At 47.1% G+C, this 18,801-nt stretch carries 23 protein-coding genes and 1 tRNA gene; 13 read left to right on the top strand and 11 right to left on the bottom strand.

Features of this window, described 5'->3' with window-relative positions:
- Window positions 1–140: 140 nt before the first annotated feature.
- On the bottom strand, window positions 141–296 hold the full coding sequence (locus H6F56_RS03385) for a hypothetical protein (protein WP_190665438.1): 156 nt from the start codon (window positions 294–296) through the stop codon (window positions 141–143).
- A 124-nt stretch (window positions 297–420) separates the two neighbouring features.
- Entirely contained in the window at window positions 421–945 is a 525-nt protein-coding gene (locus H6F56_RS03380) for a hypothetical protein (RefSeq protein WP_190665437.1), read from the bottom strand.
- Window positions 946–961: 16 nt separating this feature from the next.
- Here H6F56_RS03380 and H6F56_RS03375 point away from each other — a divergent pair, with 16 nt between their 5' ends.
- On the top strand, window positions 962–1,114 hold the full coding sequence (locus H6F56_RS03375) for a hypothetical protein (RefSeq protein WP_190665436.1): 153 nt from the start codon (window positions 962–964) through the stop codon (window positions 1,112–1,114).
- A gap of 58 nt (window positions 1,115–1,172) precedes the next feature.
- Here H6F56_RS03375 and H6F56_RS03370 read toward each other — a convergent pair whose 3' ends face one another.
- The gene (locus H6F56_RS03370) at window positions 1,173–1,400 is read right to left on the bottom strand and encodes a helix-turn-helix domain-containing protein (protein ID WP_199312559.1); all 228 of its coding nucleotides are present in this window, start codon (window positions 1,398–1,400) and stop codon (window positions 1,173–1,175) included.
- A gap of 442 nt (window positions 1,401–1,842) precedes the next feature.
- On the opposite strand from H6F56_RS03370, the gene H6F56_RS03365 reads away from it, so the two are divergent.
- The 7 genes from H6F56_RS03365 to H6F56_RS03335 all read left to right on the top strand — a co-directional run bounded on the left by H6F56_RS03365 (window position 1,843) and on the right by H6F56_RS03335 (window position 5,326).
- A complete protein-coding gene (locus H6F56_RS03365; RefSeq protein WP_190665434.1) occupies window positions 1,843–2,232 on the top strand; it encodes a hypothetical protein in 390 nt (129 codons plus the stop codon).
- Entirely contained in the window at window positions 2,225–2,656 is a 432-nt protein-coding gene (locus tag H6F56_RS03360; RefSeq protein ID WP_190665433.1) for a hypothetical protein, read from the top strand. Before H6F56_RS03365 ends, H6F56_RS03360 begins: the two co-directional genes overlap by 8 nt.
- Window positions 2,656–2,838: a hypothetical protein gene (locus H6F56_RS03355; RefSeq protein ID WP_190665432.1), complete on the top strand. Its 183-nt coding sequence runs from the start codon at window positions 2,656–2,658 to the stop codon at window positions 2,836–2,838. The genes H6F56_RS03360 and H6F56_RS03355 overlap by 1 nt, the downstream gene beginning before the upstream one ends.
- Before the next feature lie 70 nt (window positions 2,839–2,908).
- Window positions 2,909–3,721 (top strand): MarR family transcriptional regulator, encoded by an 813-nt coding sequence (locus H6F56_RS03350; protein WP_190665431.1) that lies wholly within the window; start codon window positions 2,909–2,911, stop codon window positions 3,719–3,721.
- Window positions 3,721–3,972, top strand: a complete 252-nt coding sequence (locus H6F56_RS03345) for a hypothetical protein (RefSeq protein ID WP_190665430.1) — start codon at window positions 3,721–3,723, stop codon at window positions 3,970–3,972. Before H6F56_RS03350 ends, H6F56_RS03345 begins: the two co-directional genes overlap by 1 nt.
- A gap of 9 nt (window positions 3,973–3,981) precedes the next feature.
- The gene (locus H6F56_RS03340) at window positions 3,982–4,503 is read left to right on the top strand and encodes a hypothetical protein (RefSeq protein WP_190665429.1); all 522 of its coding nucleotides are present in this window, start codon (window positions 3,982–3,984) and stop codon (window positions 4,501–4,503) included.
- Window positions 4,504–4,507: 4 nt separating this feature from the next.
- Window positions 4,508–5,326, top strand: coding sequence for a hypothetical protein (locus H6F56_RS03335; RefSeq protein WP_199312558.1), 819 nt, complete (start codon window positions 4,508–4,510; stop codon window positions 5,324–5,326).
- Between the two features lie 10 nt (window positions 5,327–5,336).
- On the opposite strand, the gene H6F56_RS03330 is transcribed toward H6F56_RS03335, so the two are convergent.
- The 4 genes from H6F56_RS03330 to H6F56_RS03315 form a co-directional block, all read right to left on the bottom strand.
- Window positions 5,337–6,494, bottom strand: coding sequence for a tyrosine-type recombinase/integrase (locus H6F56_RS03330; RefSeq protein ID WP_190665428.1), 1,158 nt, complete (start codon window positions 6,492–6,494; stop codon window positions 5,337–5,339).
- Between the two features lie 9 nt (window positions 6,495–6,503).
- Window positions 6,504–6,576 (bottom strand) — tRNA-Ala (locus H6F56_RS03325).
- A 117-nt stretch (window positions 6,577–6,693) separates the two neighbouring features.
- The gene (locus H6F56_RS03320) at window positions 6,694–7,416 is read right to left on the bottom strand and encodes an HAD family hydrolase (RefSeq protein WP_190665427.1); all 723 of its coding nucleotides are present in this window, start codon (window positions 7,414–7,416) and stop codon (window positions 6,694–6,696) included.
- Window positions 7,417–7,499: 83 nt separating this feature from the next.
- Window positions 7,500–8,399: a class I SAM-dependent methyltransferase gene (locus tag H6F56_RS03315; RefSeq protein WP_190665426.1), complete on the bottom strand. Its 900-nt coding sequence runs from the start codon at window positions 8,397–8,399 to the stop codon at window positions 7,500–7,502.
- A gap of 428 nt (window positions 8,400–8,827) precedes the next feature.
- Between H6F56_RS03315 and H6F56_RS03310 the strand changes: the two genes are divergently transcribed.
- Complete coding sequence (locus tag H6F56_RS03310) at window positions 8,828–9,469, top strand: hypothetical protein (RefSeq protein ID WP_199312557.1); 642 nt, start codon at window positions 8,828–8,830, stop codon at window positions 9,467–9,469.
- 140 nt (window positions 9,470–9,609) lie between these two features.
- Complete coding sequence (locus H6F56_RS03305; RefSeq protein WP_190665425.1) at window positions 9,610–10,083, top strand: TspO/MBR family protein; 474 nt, start codon at window positions 9,610–9,612, stop codon at window positions 10,081–10,083.
- 86 nt (window positions 10,084–10,169) lie between these two features.
- Here H6F56_RS03305 and H6F56_RS03300 read toward each other — a convergent pair whose 3' ends face one another.
- On the bottom strand, window positions 10,170–10,400 hold the full coding sequence (locus tag H6F56_RS03300) for a hypothetical protein (RefSeq protein ID WP_190665424.1): 231 nt from the start codon (window positions 10,398–10,400) through the stop codon (window positions 10,170–10,172).
- Between the two features lie 363 nt (window positions 10,401–10,763).
- On the opposite strand from H6F56_RS03300, the gene H6F56_RS03295 reads away from it, so the two are divergent.
- From H6F56_RS03295 to tsaB, 3 genes are all read left to right on the top strand, one after another.
- Complete coding sequence (locus H6F56_RS03295; protein ID WP_190665423.1) at window positions 10,764–13,208, top strand: TIM-barrel domain-containing protein; 2,445 nt, start codon at window positions 10,764–10,766, stop codon at window positions 13,206–13,208.
- 495 nt (window positions 13,209–13,703) lie between these two features.
- Window positions 13,704–14,060: a hypothetical protein gene (locus H6F56_RS03290; protein ID WP_190665422.1), complete on the top strand. Its 357-nt coding sequence runs from the start codon at window positions 13,704–13,706 to the stop codon at window positions 14,058–14,060.
- Window positions 14,061–14,467: 407 nt separating this feature from the next.
- Window positions 14,468–15,127 (top strand): tRNA (adenosine(37)-N6)-threonylcarbamoyltransferase complex dimerization subunit type 1 TsaB, encoded by a 660-nt coding sequence (gene tsaB, locus H6F56_RS03285; protein WP_190665421.1) that lies wholly within the window; start codon window positions 14,468–14,470, stop codon window positions 15,125–15,127.
- A gap of 514 nt (window positions 15,128–15,641) precedes the next feature.
- Here the strand turns inward: tsaB and H6F56_RS03280 are convergent.
- From H6F56_RS03280 to H6F56_RS03270, 3 genes are all read right to left on the bottom strand, one after another.
- Window positions 15,642–16,397 (bottom strand): nucleoside phosphorylase, encoded by a 756-nt coding sequence (locus H6F56_RS03280; RefSeq protein ID WP_190665420.1) that lies wholly within the window; start codon window positions 16,395–16,397, stop codon window positions 15,642–15,644.
- 192 nt (window positions 16,398–16,589) lie between these two features.
- Window positions 16,590–17,657, bottom strand: coding sequence for an ABC transporter permease (locus tag H6F56_RS03275; RefSeq protein WP_190665419.1), 1,068 nt, complete (start codon window positions 17,655–17,657; stop codon window positions 16,590–16,592).
- A 14-nt stretch (window positions 17,658–17,671) separates the two neighbouring features.
- Window positions 17,672–18,799, bottom strand: coding sequence for an AI-2E family transporter (locus H6F56_RS03270; RefSeq protein WP_190665418.1), 1,128 nt, complete (start codon window positions 18,797–18,799; stop codon window positions 17,672–17,674).
- Window positions 18,800–18,801: the final 2 nt, after the last annotated feature.

Raw genomic sequence — 18,801 nt, 5'->3', positions numbered from 1 at the left:
TAAACCGGCAAAGTATTCTCGCTTGGTTAGTCCTTGCTAAATCAAACTAAACTGATTTTCAGCAAAAGCAAAAGCGTAATCTTCTGGACGTAAATCTTTTTTCATTAATTACTCCCTAAATTCATCAAGTTCTAATTGGTCTAGCTGCCGTGGTTTGCGTCTGGCGGTGCCTCATTCCAGTCTTCATCATCTTCATCAAACCCAAACTGGCTTTGCCAGTAATCACTTCTCAGTTTTTCTTGTTCCTCTAGCGGCAAATCTTCTAGTTCTTCTGGGTCGTAGCCGGCATAAATCATTAACTACTCCTCACTTATTGGCTTGGTCTAGCTGCCGTGGTTTGCGTTTGGCGGTGTCTCCTCATCTGGGCAATAAAAAACCAGGGTCTAAGCCCTGGCTTTTGGTTTTTCTTGGTTTGATTGTTTACGGTCGGTAACTTTGCTTTTTGCGTAGCTCCAGCTCCATTCCTTTCCATATCCATCGTTTTGCTTGGCAGAGGTAGGCGGCGATAATTAGCCAGAAGGTTCCCGATATTGCACTGAATACTTCTATGGCTTCTTCGGTGTAAGTTCGCTCCGGATTCATGATAAACAGGAGAACGGTTAAGGCTCCGAGCGTGGCAATGAAGTTGCTGCTCAGGCCGTAGAAACCTTCAAAGATGCTTCGAGGTGCGGGAAGACTTTTCGGCCAACTATCAGGGCTATTTCCCCAGAGATAACTATGAATGTAAGCAAATCCCACGAACGGCAAGATGTATCCAATTACTAGGAAAAAGAACGTTATTCCTAGGTTGTTTGTTATCAGTGCAGCGCCAGTTGCTATTACCGCAGACTGTAGAAGACTGTACCCCAAGGGAATCATCATTGCGGCAAGGATTAATGCTTCTATCCATGCTGATGGATACGGAAGCCATGTAGGCCAGAGCGCTTTAAGGTTTGAACTTTTCACGAATAATACTGATTGAATGCTTGTTAGCCGCATTGTCTCAGCATTTAGTGAAAAGCTTGCCGGTAGTATCGCTGAACTTTTGGGTAAAGCAACCGGCTTCTTATTTGACGTTGCACCTCAGACCAGGGAAGGCGTAGAGGTGCGTTATTTAGTTTTCAAGGTTCAGTAAAGTTACCGGCAGATACTTCGAGCTGTTTGCATCTGACTTTTGCTGTTTGTCACCTCCGTTACTCGTTTCCATTGGTTTGTGCCTCCGCTTCGGCTTCCTGACCTTCAAAAGCTTCGATCAACTCGTCTAGTGAGCATTGATAGACCTCAAGCATTTTTTTGACTTGAGAAGGACGGAGATGCGGTGTAGAAAGCCCTCTTTCCCACTCCGAGATAGTAGATTCTCGTACGTCGAGAGCTACTGCTATGGCTCTTTGGGTTAATCCAGCTTTCTTGCGAAGGTTCACGGGGGTTAGTTGACCTTGAGGCTCTTTAGTCATAATATACAGGAAGGTAACGCTAAGCGCAAGCGTTAACCGCAAGCGATTAGCGTTAGTTGGTAGATACAAAAGTGGACAGACCCTTTTCCTTGCACCGGGCGGGGGTCTGTCCATATCCTCTCACCAGAGAGTTACCAAAATTGAGTAAACCGGCACCAGCAAAGCCTTTTAAGTCGCAGTGTCGCAGGGAAGCTAGAGACGGATTTACTCAAGAGGAAAACAGCTTATAAGGAATGGCTGAGCTTGTCACAGGGGAGTTACCCCTCACGGTTGAGTCCGCCCGAAAGTATCCACTTACCTAGGAGGGTTTATGTAGCTAACCACGCCTCAAGTAAATAGGGTTTTTGCAATTAAGAGGATTAATACGCTGGGGCACATCCGCCCCAGTTTCTTACATAAGGAATTGAGAATGAGTGACCCACTTTCGCAGGAAGAGATGACCGCTTTTATGGATGGGCTGACCGCTTACCTTTCCTCAGAAGCCCCAGAGCCAGAAAGATTGGCTACAGCCCTAGCAATCGCTAAGGGCAAGCTTACAGAAGAATCCATCGCACCAGAGCCAAAGCGAGAGCCGGCAACCGAAAAAGAACTCATCGATGAGATATCCGATATTCAAAAAATATTTGCCGATCAGCCTCAGAAGCAAGAATTCACGATCAACATCATCACCGAGATAATTACGCCGGTGACCGTCGAAGCAACTTGCCTAGAGGAAGCCGAACATTTAGCCCTGGAGCAATTTAAGTTAGCTGCCGGCGAACACGGGATAGACCCACTAGAAGAGAGTAGCCATGACTAAAGACCTTACCCCAGCACTTGAGTTAGCGAGAAGAAACCTTACAGCAAAGCGGCAGGAATTGGGCAAACAGCTACATACAACCCTTAGAGGCTGGTATGAACTCGTAGAAAACAGACAGTTATTTTCTACACAACCTTTTGAAGAATTAGAGGAATCGGAGAAAGAAATTTTGGGGAGATGTGCCGCTCAAATGCAGCAGACTTTTACAAAGGAAGATAAAGAAACCATCGGAAGGTTGCAGAAAGATATTACTACCTACAGGCAGCTCGCTTTCAATATCTGTGAAGGGTTAAGCCAAGTTTCTGTAAATGGCACTCATCGGCAGAAATCCGAAGCAATTCAACAGGCAATTTCAATGCTACTCCCAGTAGCCAGACCGTTAATCTTCCCCACCGAAACACCGCTGAATGAGATTCCTTTCTAATGAATAGACCCAATTATCCTGATCTTTCATCCATGACCCTAAAGCAGCTCAAGCAATACGCCAAAAGCAAGGGTTGCACGGGCTACTCAGGGCTAGACCGTGAGGAGATTACCAGAAAAATAGAGCGCTGGGTTCTCCTCAGTGAAGGCTTTGACATCCGCCCCGAACAGTCCGCTAACTAACTTTAGACACCTTCACCTATATAAACCGTTGGCAGCGGTCTATATAGGTGACTCTCTCCCTCTAATAATTATGACTCAACAGCACTACAGAATCACGCTTGAAGAAGCAATTAACCACCATAAAGATGGGTGGTTAACCTCTACAGCCCTACTTTATTACTATTTCCGAATCCGCATGAAAGCAGGGTGGAAAGTAACCCTTCACCAGAAAGAAATTACAGAGTTACTGGGCATTAGCCGCGCTTCTTTTTACCGTGCGATTGAACAACTAAGTGCTAAAGGGTTGATTGAATGGGAAGCCCCCAGCGGCTTAGTAGTCGAGCTAAAGCGTCAACCTGCTGACAGTCTCACCGATGAGACACCCAGTCTCACCGATGAGACACCCAGTCTCACCGATGAGACACCCAGTCTCACCGATGAGACACCCAGTCTCACCGATGAGACACCCAGTCTCACCGATGAGACAGCGACACCCCTCAAAGCCTTACCCAGTGAGGAACCCAAAAACCCCTCATATTCTTATCAATCTTCTTATCAGACTTTTTTCAAATCTCTCTCTGAAAGCGAGAGAGAGAAATTTTTAAATTTTGCCAATAAGGCAGCGGAGGACTTGCCCAAACCTCCCAAACTTCCACGACGGTGGATCGAACGCAATTTCGAGGATTTAGCACGGCAATGGGCAAAGGCAGAAGGTAAGCCCCAGCAATCCCCTCAAAGTCAAGTTTGGGAGAATCACCCGCGCCGCGCAGACTGGACGGCTCAAATCGTCAATGAAGGCTATTTCCCGTTTATTTCCGCTGCCGGTTCCTCTGCCGAGCGTGCCGAGCGAAAATTATTCTTCGATTGGGCGCGTGCCGCTGGATGGCTAGAGGAGGCAAGCTGATGGGCATGAACTACGGCAAAAAGTCAAACGATGCGCTTTTTGATAGCCGTGCTGGCATAAATCGGGATTTCAACACCAACCCTTATCAGAAGCCGGCTCTTAATGCGATCGCCTTGATGGGAAGCACAACTGCTGATGAATTGGGCAGCAAATTAAACATTCCGTCTCGCCATGCCTTAGCCGTAATTGTTGCTTTGGAGCGTGAGCGCTTAGTGAAGTTCAAACAAGGTCGCTACGAACTAACCAACTAAAACTCAACCATGAAAAATTTACCCAAATTGGAACCGGCGTACAATCGCCGGCAGGATTGTCCTGACTATACAGAACAAATCTGGCAGCCCAACTGGCGCTGTTTTTGTTGTGAAGACCGGGGAATAGTTGCCGCTTCCCTTGCCCGATTGGTGATTGATGGCTACAACTACGAGAGAAATTTATTGCCGGTTTGCCAGCGGCGTGGCTGCTATGAGGCAAATAAGTGGGAGCACCTTAAAGATGATTTAGACTTCAGACTCACTGTAGAAATTTGCGGTGAACTTGATAAGATTTCAAGGGAAGATTGGAAGGAAGTTGCCAAAAACAATTATCGCCGCATCATTGATTTCAAGACCTTAACCACTAGGTTAACTGCTCCCGGTGTGAAGGATCGCACTCATAATGACGAGCGAGAAATAGCGATTAGAAAGCAGGAATCACAGGCAGCGTTAGACGGCAGGAAGAAGCAAGCACTTTCAGAATTTGCAGAACTTCAGGAATCAGATTCACAGCGTGCTTTTGGGTTTTAAAAAAATGAATACACTAAAGCAGAATAATTCTGTTCAGTTACCTCTATTTGATTACGTGCCTACTTTTGAGCTGCCAAGGCTGACTAATAAGACGATCACTGTCTGGTTTTCCTGTGGTGTTGCTAGCGCTGTCGCTGCGAAGAAAACTATAGAGCTGTATGGAAAGAACAATAAAATCCTCGTAGTAAACAACCCGGTCAAAGAGGAGCATGAGGACAATAAAAGATTTTTGCTGGATGTTCAGGAATGGCTAGGCGTAGAAATTCTAAGCGCCACCAATAGCAAGTATCCGAACTGTAGCGCGGTAGAGGTCTGGGAGAAAGAAAAATTTATGAGCAGTCCTCATGGTGCACCTTGCACGGCCCAGCTCAAAAAAATCGCTCGGTATCAGTTTGAAGCTACCCACCTTAGTCACTATCTTGTAATGGGTTTTACCGCCGAAGAAAGGTTAAGGCACTTGCGATTAATGGCAGAGGAGCGGGATGACCTTTTGCCAGTCTTAATTAATTTAGGATTGTCAAAAGAAGACTGCTTTGGGATTGTAATGGATGCCGGCATCAAGCTGCCCTACATTTACTTACTGAACTTTCCTAATGCGAATTGTATTGGTTGCCCAAAGTCTGAATCGCCTACTTACTGGAATTTGGTGAGACAACATTTTCCGGAAATTTATGCCGCAAGGGCCAAGCAATCCAGAAAGATAGGTTGCAAATTAGTCAAGGTCAAGGGAGAACGAATTTTCTTGGACGAACTTTCCCCAGAGACTAAGGGCGGGAAAATTAAAAGCTGGGATTGCGGTATTTTTTGTGATGTTGCCGAATGAATGCGATTAACTAAAAAATAGTGGGAATCTTGGGGCGACTGCTAACAACACCGGCATAACTCCGATATAAGGTCTGAACATCGTGCCCTGTGACCGCTGCCAGTTCTACAGGATTCATGCCGCCGGCAAGGCAGTGCGAGATAAAAGTATGTCTTGTGTTGTATGGTTTCCGATAAGGTACACCCGCCACCTCTAACGACTTAGCCCACGCTCGCTTACAAAAATTGTTATCACTAATCGGATTCCCGTTGGGAGCGGGGAAAACTAGATCGTCAGCCTGAGCGGTTGCCGGTTTGATTGCCTCAAGAAATTGAGCCAGCCGTGTATTACACGGGAAAACTCTGTCTCTGTTGGTTTTGGTAGACTTCTGCTTTCCGCCCCTGGTGATAGATTCCCCAATCCAGATAGAGGAAAAATCATCAGCGACGTGCCGCCAGCGTAAACCGATCGCCTCAGCCGTTCGCGTTCCTGTAAGGAATAAAAATTCTACATAATTCGCGTAATGGCTATAACTGCCAGTCTTAAAAGCTTCAAGGATTGCCAATATCTCAGCACGGGTAAAAGGGCGCGGCTGTTGCTTTGGAGGTGTTTTAAAGCAAATCTCTTTCCAAGGATTATGGCTCACCTTGCCAGCCTTACACGCCCACTGCCAGCAAGCGTTAAGGATTGAAAGCCGATCCTTAATTGTGCGCGGCTGCTGGTGATCCTTTAGAAACTCAATAAATTTCAGTGCGGCTGCTTCCCCCAGCTCTGCGACGTGATCGCCAAAAAATTGAGAGAGCCGGCTCTCAAGGGCGCGGTACTTTTCAAGGGTGCGCCGGTCTACCGCTTTCGCTTTGTGCTCAGAAAATTCTTGGAAAAGTTGAGTCACAGACCGGGGAGGAATTGCGATCACGGTAACTTCCTTTTTTAGCTGGGGCTGATACTTCTCTAAGGTAGGGTCAAAATTATTAGAGCGTATATCCCACTCGATCTGTGTTGCCTTGGCTTCCGCTAGCCTGCGATTCTGTTTTGAGTCTGGGAGCCGTAAGTAAAACCGATAGCGCCGTCCCCCGGTCGTGAAGCGAAGCATCAACCGACCGCGATCGCATATCACGCGAACTTGCTTATTAAAATCTTCTGCCAATTCTCTGCCACTCTTTAGCGCTTCAGCCAGATAGAGCACCATCAAAAAAAGTGGAGAATAGGGAACTCGAATCCCTGACCTCTGCGGTGCGATCGCAGCGCTCTACCAGCTGAGCTAATTCCCCTTACAAACGAAACCGGCACGCGTGATTTCGTGCCTAAACCATCTTAGCACTAACCAAGGGGACTGTGTGTGAATTTATTGCAAATCTCAGCTCTCAACTTGAAAATCACGAGCCGGCCTATCCGGCTTTTTGTTCAATCATCGCTTGCTCATAGTCCTGCTGCACCCGATCTAGTTCCAAGTCGGCCAGATAATCCACCGTCCAGCTTGCTTGGCGCTGGAGCATATGAAAGGGATAAGTATTCGCCACTCCAACCACTTGCATACTGGCATGGTAAGCCGCCTGAATTCCTGCCGGCGTATCTTCAATGGCTAGACACTCCCAAGGTTTAAGGTCAAGTTCCGGATACTGCTGGTTTAAGCGTTCCACTGCCAGCAGATATCCATCGGGTTCGGGTTTGCTGGTTGTGATATCGTCTCCCGCTACAATTACGGGAAAATGCTGTGCTAGTTGAGCGCGGTTTAAAACGGATTCAATCTCTACCCGCAACGCCCCGCTAACCACCCCCATTTTCAAGCCGGCAGCTTGCAATTTGAAAATAAAGTCTTCCAACCCCGGATAGATCGGCAAAGTTTCCAGTGTTTCCAGGTGTTGCTGATAAGCTTGCGCCTTACGGACAATGAGTTGAGTTAAGTAGCCCTCACTTAGAACTCGCCCGCGTGAGGCGAATAACTCGTTAATACAAGCGCGATCACTGCGTCCCAAACAAAACTGCCGGAACTCCCCTCGCTTAGGTCGCAGGTTTTCTTCAATCAATAGCTGCTCAATTAGCTGCTTGTGGATTGGCTCATCATTGATAATGACACCGTTGAAATCAAATAAAACTGCTTTGAGAGTCATCTGGACTGGGGGCTTGGGAAGTCAAAAGTAAATAGGTTAAACGCAAAAGAAACGAACAGTCAAGAAGCCTTAATACATCCCACTTAACTGAAGGCTGGAGCCGGCAAACCATCTGAATCGGGACTATCCGAGATGCCGATTGCATCCGGGCGGACTCGCGCTCTCACGGCTGCTGCATCTTGAGCTGGAAGCGGTTTAACACCCCCACTCACTTGATGCACCCACCACAGATCCTTGGTGTGCACAGCCTCAAATCCTGCGGCTCCTATCCAGGCATTCAGGCTGCCGGCAGCGTAGTCTTGGATGTAAGGTTCTTCAAAAATATCAGTTAACCACTCGGTTTGACGCAAAGTTTTTTGATGGCCATCTAATGTCACAATCTTGCCGCCAGGGGTCAGCAGCCGAAAGCTTTCGCGGAGAATCGCTTGGGAGACTGCCGGCGGTGTTTCGTGGAACAGCAACGATGCGGTAACTAAATCAAAGGAGGCATCGGGAAAGTCGGTGGTTTCGGCTTTGCCATGACGCCACTGAATGTTCAATCCAGCTTCTCTGGCTTTATACTCAGCCCTTACCAGCATATAGGGCGACAGATCAAGGCCAATGACTTCGGCTTGGGGAAACGCTTGTTTTAACATCAGCGTCGTTGAGCCGGTGCCACAGCCCAAATCTAAAATCCGTCGGGGCCGGCATCGAATCCCATCAATTAAACCTTGGCGTACCCAAGTTTCATGAGGCGGCATCACATACTGGGTGATGGGATCGTAGGAAACTGCCGCGCCGGCATTGAGATATCCGTTTTGGATGCCGTGGAAATTCTGAGTGCTGTAATAGTCAGGATAGGCGAAATCTGGGGCGACAAAGCGAGCGGCTTCAGCTTCCCAATTGATACTTTTATAAAACCGCTCAAGTTCGTCACGATCAATCAGGAGTTGAAACACCGGCGCTAAGAAGCGCTCAAAAATTGTGTCCTTGCGAACCGTCATAAACTTCTTGTTTTTGTAGAACTGCCGGCGGGCTGCTCAATAAGCATCCCCGTCTTTGATAAAGTTTAATGAATTTCTAAAATATAGGCTTCCAGGTGAAGCCCACAGCAGCTTTTTTCGCTGATACACTTCCTCATGGCGTTTCCCCATTTCCCTGTTCCTCTGCTTTCCGATTCTCTCACCCACCTGCTGTAACGTTTTTAGGCTTACCAATACCCTTACGCGAACTGTATTAGCTTTAAATCCACTCCTCAGCGAATACTTTGATTGTGGCGAACAAATTAAAATTATTACAATTAGAAAAAGACCGAGTGATTTACAAAGCAACCTCTGCATTTTTCTACAAAATAGGCGGATGACTTTGTAAAGCTATGCTGTGTTAGCAAATACCTTCACGATCATAATTCACCTCAACAAAAGGAGTAAATTTGTTAGATATATTTTCCGATCTTCGATTGGACACAATTGTAATCGTTGTGCTTGCCGGCATCGCTCTTGCCGGTGTTGCAGTTGGAGTTTTAATTCAAACCGCTATTGCTAATTTTCGGAAGCAAAAACAACCCATCGGTCGCCGAGTTGATACGTTTCCTACTTTTAAAGACCCCCTTGGGCCTTCTAGTCACCGCAACCAAATTACCTTATCTGACGGTGAAAAAAATTATAAATATGAAGAAGTACAGCTCGTTCAGCTCCATGTCAGCAATCAAGGAGACAAAGATTTTGAGGATTTTAAATTTGGAATTACCCTGTCTCAAGGCGATGTCGCAATCTATATAGAGTCACAATCACCTGATCGACAGCATCAAGTCGAGCAACTTACGCCGCTCACCTTTGGTGAACCCAAGTCTGAAATTGACTTTGTTTTGCGTCCTTTCCAGAAGACAGAGACTTATTCATTCCGTTTGTTAGTTGTCACTTCTGAAATTAACAAAGATCCCGGAGAAATCGAATTTAGTTCACCTGAAAGCGTTCGCTTTGTAGCGTTGCCAACTCTTGTAGAGATCGCAGAAGAGGCAGCTCGTTCGGCTTCAGTAGGATTTGGGCCTTTTTCGATATCTTTGGGCAAATAAGCCTGTACTCAACTTAGGTTATAAAGCACTTTCATACCAAAGACTGATTAAAGTCTTGATTGAACCTGAGAGGATCGTTTTAGCGTGCTTTTTTTAATTTATAGGAAGCACAAATTTGCCGTTTATTGAAAGGTAAAAAGATGATCGAATCTTGGATGGTTATTGGAGGTGTTACCTTCATAGTTGCCTTAGGCACTGTGTTGATGAGGCCGCGAGATACGATGTGGGGTGTACACCTACGCCGGCCTGAGTGGCTAGTTTTTGAGCCGGCAATTCCATTTATTTGGACTGCTATTTTTGCGGCAGGAGCCGCCTCTGCTACGATTGTTTGGGACAAAGATCCAGGCAGCCTCAAAACCTGGTTGCTGATGGGATTATACCTGCTGCTGGAGATTGTGACAGTCGCTTATATTCCGATGACCCTGAGACTTCGCAGCCTAAAAATTGGCACAATTCTGGGAGGATCTGGGGTCATTTTAGGTGTTGTACTAGCACTGATTGTTTGGCCGATTTCCGGATGGGCGGCGGGGTTACTTTTACCTTATTTGCTGTGGAGTCCAGTTGGAACCTATACAACTTGGGAGATGATTCAATTGAATCCAGAGGCAGCATAGTGGGAAAAATACACGGGTGAGGGCAGGCAAGATGTCTGCCCTTAAATTCTCTCCCTCACTCTCCTGGTTCGGTTATATTCTTTTGCCTAAACACTGGTTAATTCTGAAGTAGTGGAAGAATTAACTTTCGGCCATGTTACCCAGGCTGAATATAAATCTTCTTCGATAAATCCTCTTTTTCCAGAAGTTTCAGATTCCGCCACTAAAACTTTAAGCGTTGTCGTATAAACATTGTCACTCATTTTGTGGCCGTATCCCATTACTTTGCCGAAGTTGTCGGTTTTTAGATTGACGACACAATCTCCGAGGTCAAACATGGCTTTAATGTTTTGAGTACAAGCATTCTTAGATATCCTCTACATTCAATAACAGCTTATAAATAACAACTTCATCCTTACAGTTGATTTATTTTTTACTTAAGGAACAGTTCTCTGTGAATATCAGTTGTAGCCTACAATACTTAAGCGAATTCAACTGTAGCAAAAGTAACAATTACATTTGAAGTATAAAATTCATACTTGAAAAGAAGTCAAGAACATCAGAAACTTCTATTTATTCCAGTAAATCCATCCTAAGATTGATAGCGCCGGCAGAGAAATTTACAAATAATTGAAGAGTTTGACTATTAAAGAAATTGTTAGGCGGCTGACAACATCTGATCGCAAACTGACAAAAGCCTTATGAGCCTCTTCAAGCAGCTATCACTGAGAATCAAGTTTTTTTTAGGGTCGCTCTTCTACGTGAGTTACACCCCAAAGGCGTATCTGTATTCGCGCAAACGAGACCGGCTAGAACGCGAGTTTGCCATCCCACCGGCACAGGAAGCGTTTGACAAACCCGGAAAACTCCTCAAGGCTGAGCCAACTGCCAGAGGCGCTCATTTTTACTTCGAGCAAACAGAACTAGAAATCAGCTTTCTCAAGCCTGATTTTGTCCGGGTCAACTGGTTAGGCGGCATCGCGCCGGTTCCCTACGCCATCGCCCGTCAAGATTGGCCAGATGTAGAAACGGTACTGGAAGAAGCCGGTGATAGCTGGAGTGTATCAAGCCAAGAGCCAGCCGGCGTTAAAGTGACGGTTAATATTGATGGAAGCCTGAAATTTTATGACGCAGCGGGGCAAATACTGCGGGAAGAAATGCCCCCACAGCGGAAGGGTGACGGATGGGTTCATCAAGCGCAACTGCGCAAAGAAGAACACATCTACGGACTCGGAGAACGTGCATTTCCCCTCAACCTGCGTGATCCCAAAGATGGCAGAGTGCAAGCTTCTTACCGGATGTGGAACTACGACGCGGCGGGGATGTATGGGCCGGGTTCAGACCCGATGTATATCTGCATTCCCGTTTATATCGGACTTCACGCTTCAGGGAGTTACCTGATTTTTTATGAAAATTCTTTTGAAGCGAAATTTACCTTTGATGATAAAGCCACCGCCGATTTTGATGGGGGATCGCTGCGTTATTATCTAAGTTCTGGCTCCCCTCCTCATCTGCTAGAGCGCTATACAGAGTTAACCGGACGCGCCCCTCTGCCTCCCCGCTGGGCTTTGGGCTATCACCAATCTCACTGGGGCTACCGTACCGAAGAGGTTGTTAGAGAAGAAGCCCAGGCTTTTAAACATCACAATTTGCCGCTGAGTGCCATTCACCTAGATATTGATATTCAGGTTGGGTTTCGCGCCTTTACAATCGACCCAGATCGGTTTCCCAATCTCCAGGGTTTTACGAAAGAACTCGCAGAGCAAGGGGTGCGCTTTATTGCGATTATGAATCCGGGGATTAAATACAGCCGGCAGAGTAACTTATTTTTAGAAGGTCAATTGCTGGAAGCGTTTTGCCGGCTGCCTGATGGCAAGCTTGTGGTGGCCCCGGTTTGGCCCGGTTGGTGCGTTTTTCCAGACTTTACAAACCCGGTGGTTCGCAAGTGGTGGAGCCGGCAGTATTTATACCTTTTAGATGTGGGCGTGGCGGGATTTTGGCATGATATGAACGAGCCGGCTGCCTTTATCCTTTGGGGCGATCGCTCACTGCCCAAACCCACCCGGCATTTGATGGAAGGCCGAGGCGGGGATCATCGCGAGGGTCATAATGTTTATGGGTTGCTGCAAGCTGAAGCCGGCTACGAAGCTTTGCGCGGCTACCAGGATCGGCGTCCTTTTATTGTCTCTCGTGCCGGTTGGGCGGGACTCCAGCGCTATGCCTGGACTTGGACGGGTGACATTGAGTGTACTTGGGCTGCGTTGCGATTGACTGTATCAACAGTCGTTGGGTTAGGATTGTCAGGAATTCCTTACAGTGGCCCAGATATTGGCGGTTTCCAAGGAAATCCTCCCGCTGAGCTTTACCTGCGCTGGTTCCAAATGTCCAGCTTTTTGACTTTCTGCCGCACCCACTCTTCTAATAACGTTGAACAGCGCACCCCGTGGACGTATGGCGAACCTTACCTGAGTATCATTCGGCAATTTTTGGAATTGCGTTACCGGCTGCTTCCCTACTTCTATACATTGGCTTGGGAAGCGACTCAAAAGGGTTATCCGCCGGTTCGTCCGCTTTTCTGGTCTGATAGTCATGACGAAGCACTCTGGGGGATTGATGATGCGTTCTTCTTGGGTGAAGCGCTCTTAATTTGTCCGATTGTATTGGATGGCGCACGTTCGCGAGAGGTGAGATTGCCACAGGGGCGCTGGTATCATTTCTGGGATGACACCCAACTTCAAGGTGGGCAGCCGGTTGAGCTTGATGCGCCTTTAGAACAAATTCCGGTGTTGGTGAAAGCCGGCACGATTTTGCCAATGGAAGCGGATGGGCAATTAACTCTGCACCTTTACCCGCCTGAGGGAGAAATATCTGTCGATTACCTCTACAGCGATGCCGGTGACGGCTATGGAGGATACCGGGTGGATCGTTTCCAAATGGTGTTATCCTCAAACAGTTTAGAGCTAACTTGGGAATCTTCTGGAGATTACCCCTTCCCCTATACAAATGTACGGGTGCATCTGCATGGCGTTACCCTACAGCAAGCTTGGGTGGATGATATTGAGGTTTCATATCAGGGGCAACAACTCGAATGCCAACGTTTTGAGAAAGTTCGGTTTCAGGGAGAGTTTGCAGCCAGTACGCTTTGATGGAATATCCGGCACGAAAAATGTGTGACGCTTGAGTGCCGGTGTTGCAAATAATTTATATTGAGGGGTGGGTCTGGTTGCCGGCCCCTCGGTTTTGGGGATAATTGAAGCAAAAATGACTGATTGCCGGGGTAATTCTACAGGTCATGTTGCGAATCGAGGTCAACGACTATCAATCACGCACACGCTATTCTATTGAAAGAGTGTCAAGCGCTCAATTACAAAGGTACAATGTCTTCGTTCCCTCATATATTGGTTTGATCAGTATTTATTCTTAAACTATTAGGGTTGCGCTTCGTCTATAGTTTGAAATCGGCCTTTTTCGAGCTAGCAACTTGAGGCAATTTCCAGCAAAGCCTAAATCTATTGCAAGACAAGTTTTTATCAAAAAAGTTCCGACAAAAAAAGTTTATCTCGTCTTTTAAACAGCTTGACAAAGACTGGAAACTTTGCTAGGTTTGGCAGGTGCAAACTTAGAGACAAAAAAGGCAAAGCATGAAGGTAAAAAGTTGGTTTGTAGGCGCGGGGATTACATTACTATTTGCCGGACTCCCGTTGCCCGCTTTTTCCCAAACTGTCGTTAAAGTCGGCGGCGAAGATTACCCAGTTGTTAACGAACTGCCCATTATTATCAATCGTAATGAATTGGGGAACCCAATCATTAACTACACTTGGAAGAGTGCAGATAGAAGATATCGCGTTGTTGAAATTCTGCCGACTTTGACTCAAGAAGTGCAAGTTTCCAACCCACCAGCCGCAAGAAATCTGTACAGACTGGCAGATGTTTACGATAAGCAAGAGCGCAAAAAAATGACCGTGGCGCTGCCCATTCAGTTTGAACCGGCCAAGTAAGTGTTTCAGAGGCGTTGCTGAGCGGCGAAATGATTTAAAGAAAAGCTTTTAAGCAATATAATTCACCGAACAGACGTCTAAATCCTCTGTAAAAACTTATCGATAGCAGTGTAAAGAGTGAACTGTGAACAAAGAAGAGAAAATATTCTCTTTCGGCTTCACAATTCACTCTTCTATTTTTAGGGAATAGAGAGCCGGCTAGATAATTTTCTGAAATAAGCAACCCACTATTAAACAATCGATTTTGTTGGCTCATCAGCAATCTGAACTAATTTGTAAAGTAAATTCCGAATAATTGTAGAAAATCACAATTTCTAACTTAGAAATACCAATTCGCTTTATTCTAAATAGAGCTAAAAATTTTGAACGTGTAAAAGCCGTGTGGGCTTTCAATTATCATCAGGTAAATGTTTCCCAGTAAATACGCCCTTGCCCTCCACACCTCTAGCCCAGAATTGGGTCTAGCCATCAACAATTTTACGGATGAAGTTCGCAGCCAAACTTGGGATTTAGGACGGGAACTGTCCACCCAATTCCATCAGTATCTCGCTGAATTTCTCCAGCCTCAAACTTGGTCAGATTTAGCCTTTATTGCCGTTGCCAAAGGTCCCGGAAGCTTCACCGGCACTCGCATCGGCGTTGTCACCGCCCGGACTCTCGCCCAACAGTTAGACATTCCTCTGTTTGCTATCTCCACCTTGGCAGCCGCCGCGTACTTTCAAAAACTTACAGATACTTCTATCCCCGATAACACGGATCTCGCCGTTCAAATGCCGGCGCAACGGGGGCAAATATTTGCCGGCATCTATAAACCCTCCCAAAATGCAGGATTAACCACGTTGTTGCCAGACATCGCTATGACATTAGAACAATGGCAGCAAACCCTGGCCGATTGGCCCAATTCTTATTACCTGATTCACGCCGAAGCCGGCTTAGGGGCATCAGTTGGCAGCCTGCTAACACTCGCTTATTTCGATTGGCAACAGGGACTTTCTCCCAACTGGTCAGAAGCTCTTCCCTTCTATGGTCAGCATCCGGTAGATGATAAAAATGTTACCGCTCAGTAACGGCCTTTTGTCCTTCTAAGTCTTAAGTTTTGAGGAAATAAGCTCAATTTCAAAAAAAGCCGGATAGACGCGAACTAGGCATCACCTATAAAAAAAACATCCGCACGGGGCGTTGCCATCTGGTGGAGCATTTTTAGAGCATTTAAACAGTTGCAAGAGGGTGAATATCCCTCATTTCTTTGGCAATAAAGTCATGAAACGCTACATCATCATACAGCGGCTTTCAACTTGTTAAGGTGTAGCCCCTTACAAACCGCTATATCGGCAGGAGAAGAATGAAATAGGTTATTGAAAGTTGACCAATGCAGTTGCCGTTGCCTCTTCAGTGATTCTACGGATATTGTGACATTTTAAAATCCGGCACAGGCTCCCCCAAATCCTAGCAAGCGGCCTGCAATACTGTAAACAATGAAAAACCCAAAACCCATTTACCTCCCGTGCTCACAGGCATGGGATTTTTGTTTTCGGGCTTTATATTGGGCAAAGGAACAGAAGAATTCATCATCGGAGATCGTTAAAAGCACTCAGCAGCGCGTACCGCTACCTTTATGGCATTCTCAACCGCGTTGTCTTTTAACTCTAAAACAATCTGTTCACCACCGACACGCTGCGCCACTACACCACAGACGCACCCAGCCGCAAAGTTATAAACCCCGGCCATCTTAAACAGCGTCCCGCACTCCATTTCGTAATTGAGTATATTCAGGCGGCGATATTCTTCCGTAATGCCTTGCAGCCGGCGCAACAAATGGGGATTTGCTGAGTCCGTGCGTTCTTGCCCTTCATAAAAGGTATCCACCGAAGCTGTAATGCCGGCATAGTGTTCAATATTTAATTCCCGCGCCGCCTGAATCAGCGCCACCGTGAGAAACGGATCGGCAGATGCCGGATACTCCACCGGCGCGATATCATTTGCAGCCCCCTGCCGGCATAGCGCCGCACGAGAAATCACAATTGATCCTGCCGGCACCTCAGCTTGAATTGAGCCACAAGTGCCCACCCGAATCATTTGCCGGATGCCCACCTGCACCAACTCATTCACCACAATACTTAAACTGGGTGCCCCCATGCCGGTGGTTGCAGACAAAACCACTCGCCCATTCGGCAACTTACCCAAATAACTATTCAATCCCCGATTCTCAGACAACCCCACCACATCCTGCAAATAAGTCTGGGCGATCAAACGGGCGCGATCTGGATCACCAGATAACAGCGCCATCGCCGGCATCTGAGAACCTAAATCCTCGCGCCCAAAGCCAATGTGATACATAATAAGTGCTGAGTGCTGAGTCCTGAGTGCTGAGTTGTAGTAGTGAGTTTTGTAGGTTGGGTTTTGTTACCTCAACGCAACATAAGTAGTGCTGAGGAGAATTAGACAGTTAGTGTTCAATTTAAATGCAAAGGTGGGAATTGGCAGCTAGTAACCAATAATGTTCAATCCCCTAACCCCGGCTTATTCCCACTAGCGTTGCAAACTGCGCGGATCGAGGGCATCGCGCAACGCATCTCCTAGCAAATTAAACGCCAGCATCGTCAGGATAATTAATACAGCCGGCGACCAAACTAGCCAAGGTTGTAGCACCAAAATCGAAGCATTTGTTGCCAAAGACAACATATTTCCCCAGGACGGATCAGGCTGCTGAATCCCCAGCCCAATCAGACTCAACACGGATTCCGCCACGATAAAGCCCGGAACCGCCAGCGTTGCAGAGATAATCACATAAGTCGCTGTTTGGGGCAAAACGTGACGGACAATAATATAGAGGGGATTCGCGCCCATCGCTCGTGCTGATTGTACAAATTCCCGTTCTTTAATCGAGAGTACCTGTCCCCGAATCACCCGCGCCAATCCAGCCCAGCTGATGAAAGACGTGATCGCCACAATTAATAGAAACCGCTGGGCGCTGGTGATACCGGCAGGCAAGACAGCGGCGAGGGCAACCAATAGATAAATTCCGGGGATCGTCATCAATACTTCGGCTAAGCGCATAAAAATGCTGTCAACCCAGCCCCCGAAATAGCCAGAAATTCCCCCGACTAATAAACCAAGGGGAAAGGAAATGGCAATGCCAACTAAACCGATGAACAGACTAATGCGGCTGCCATGCACCAGCCGGCTGAATTGATCACGGGCTTGCTCATCGGTGCCTAGCAGGTTAAATTTAGCCGGCCCTGTGGTGCCGAACAAGTGCCGGTCTGAGGGGATCACCCCCAAAAGTCGGTATGGGTAGCCTTTGGCAAACAGATGAATGGGCGAAGATTGTTGCTTATTTTTGATCAGTTTGCGATCGCCGGTGTTCAGATCTACCGGCCCTTGTGTAGTGACATAAACGTGCGGCCCTGTAAACTGCCCCGCTGGGTTATTCCAAGCAATCTGGGTGGGCGGCAGTAATGCGCCATCGGGTTGCGATTCGTAAGGGTCATAAGGCGCAACAAAGTCAGCGGCGATCGCTGCTAGGTAGAACGTTAATAGTAACAGCGCTCCAAAGCGAGCTAACGGATTTTTTTTAAGCTTTTGCCACCAATTCATATCAATTTTAGAAGTTAGAGTTTAGAGTTTGGTTGTGCTAATTTTTCCTCTGGCAGCAGCGCTGTGGGAGAGTCGTCAGCGATCGGATTGTGGAAAAATGAGCCGGTTTGAGGAGGTAGGGTTGGGTCGAGAACAATTTCCGCAATACTTTTGACCACGCCTGTCATGGGAATTGCCAAGATTACACCCAAGAGTCCCCCCACTCTAGCGCCTAAAAGCAGAGACGCGAAGATAAATACCGGCGACAAGCCGGTGAGATTTCCCATAATTCGAGGGCCGATCAAATTGTCCTTTACTTGTTGGAGTGCGACTGCAACAGCCAGGACTTGCAGTGCTTGCCACCAGTTAATAAAGGCCACAATAATGCTAACGGTGCCAATGCCTAAAGTTGCTCCCACAAACGGAATGGCTTCCATGATGCCGATAAAGACTGCAAATAGCAGGAAAAAGGGCACTCGTAACAGCCAGAAAGCTACCGCCAGCGTAACTGCCATAAACAAACCCAGTAGCAGTTGCCCTGAGACAAAGCGCTGGAGATTACGCTGCAAAGACTCGGTTAATCCGTGTCGAATTGTGGGCGAGAAAAAACTGGTTAAAGCGTTCCAAACCCGATCTCCATCAACGAGCATATAAAAGGAGATCACTAGGATCAAGATGAAGTCTAAAAACCAGTTGACTGTACCGAGAACCAAGCCGAAACCTCTTGCTGCGATTTCCTCGGCTTGGGCTTGCAGTCGTGTTAGCAACTGTTGGGCCAATATCCGCACATCAAAGGGCAAATTGTGTTCAACACTCCAGGTTTGGAAGGAGTCGATCTGTTGCTGGGCAGAGTCTACCAGTGAAGGGAAATTAGTTGCTAGTTGCCGGCCTTGCGCGAACACCGGCGGCACAATGGTCAACCCTATCAGCACAACTGCGACACCTGCTGCTAGATACACCAGGCCGGCGGCTACTCCACGGGGCAAAATGTGCTGCAATCTCGCGACTGCGTAGTTTAGCAAAAATGCAATCAGGCCGGCGGTAATTAGAATACTGATCAACTCACCCACGTAGCTAAGGGCACTCAGCATCGCCCAACCCGAAAAGAAGATCAGCAACCACGTGAGCAAAAACCTTTGGATGGGGGAAAAGACTGGATTCATCA

It is taken from the genome of Microcoleus sp. FACHB-672, assembly GCF_014695725.1.
Taxonomy (GTDB): Bacteria; Cyanobacteriota; Cyanobacteriia; order Cyanobacteriales; family Oscillatoriaceae; genus FACHB-68.
The sequence above is the reverse complement of the archived record's forward strand: the minus strand, read 5'-3'. Positions and strand labels throughout refer to the sequence as shown.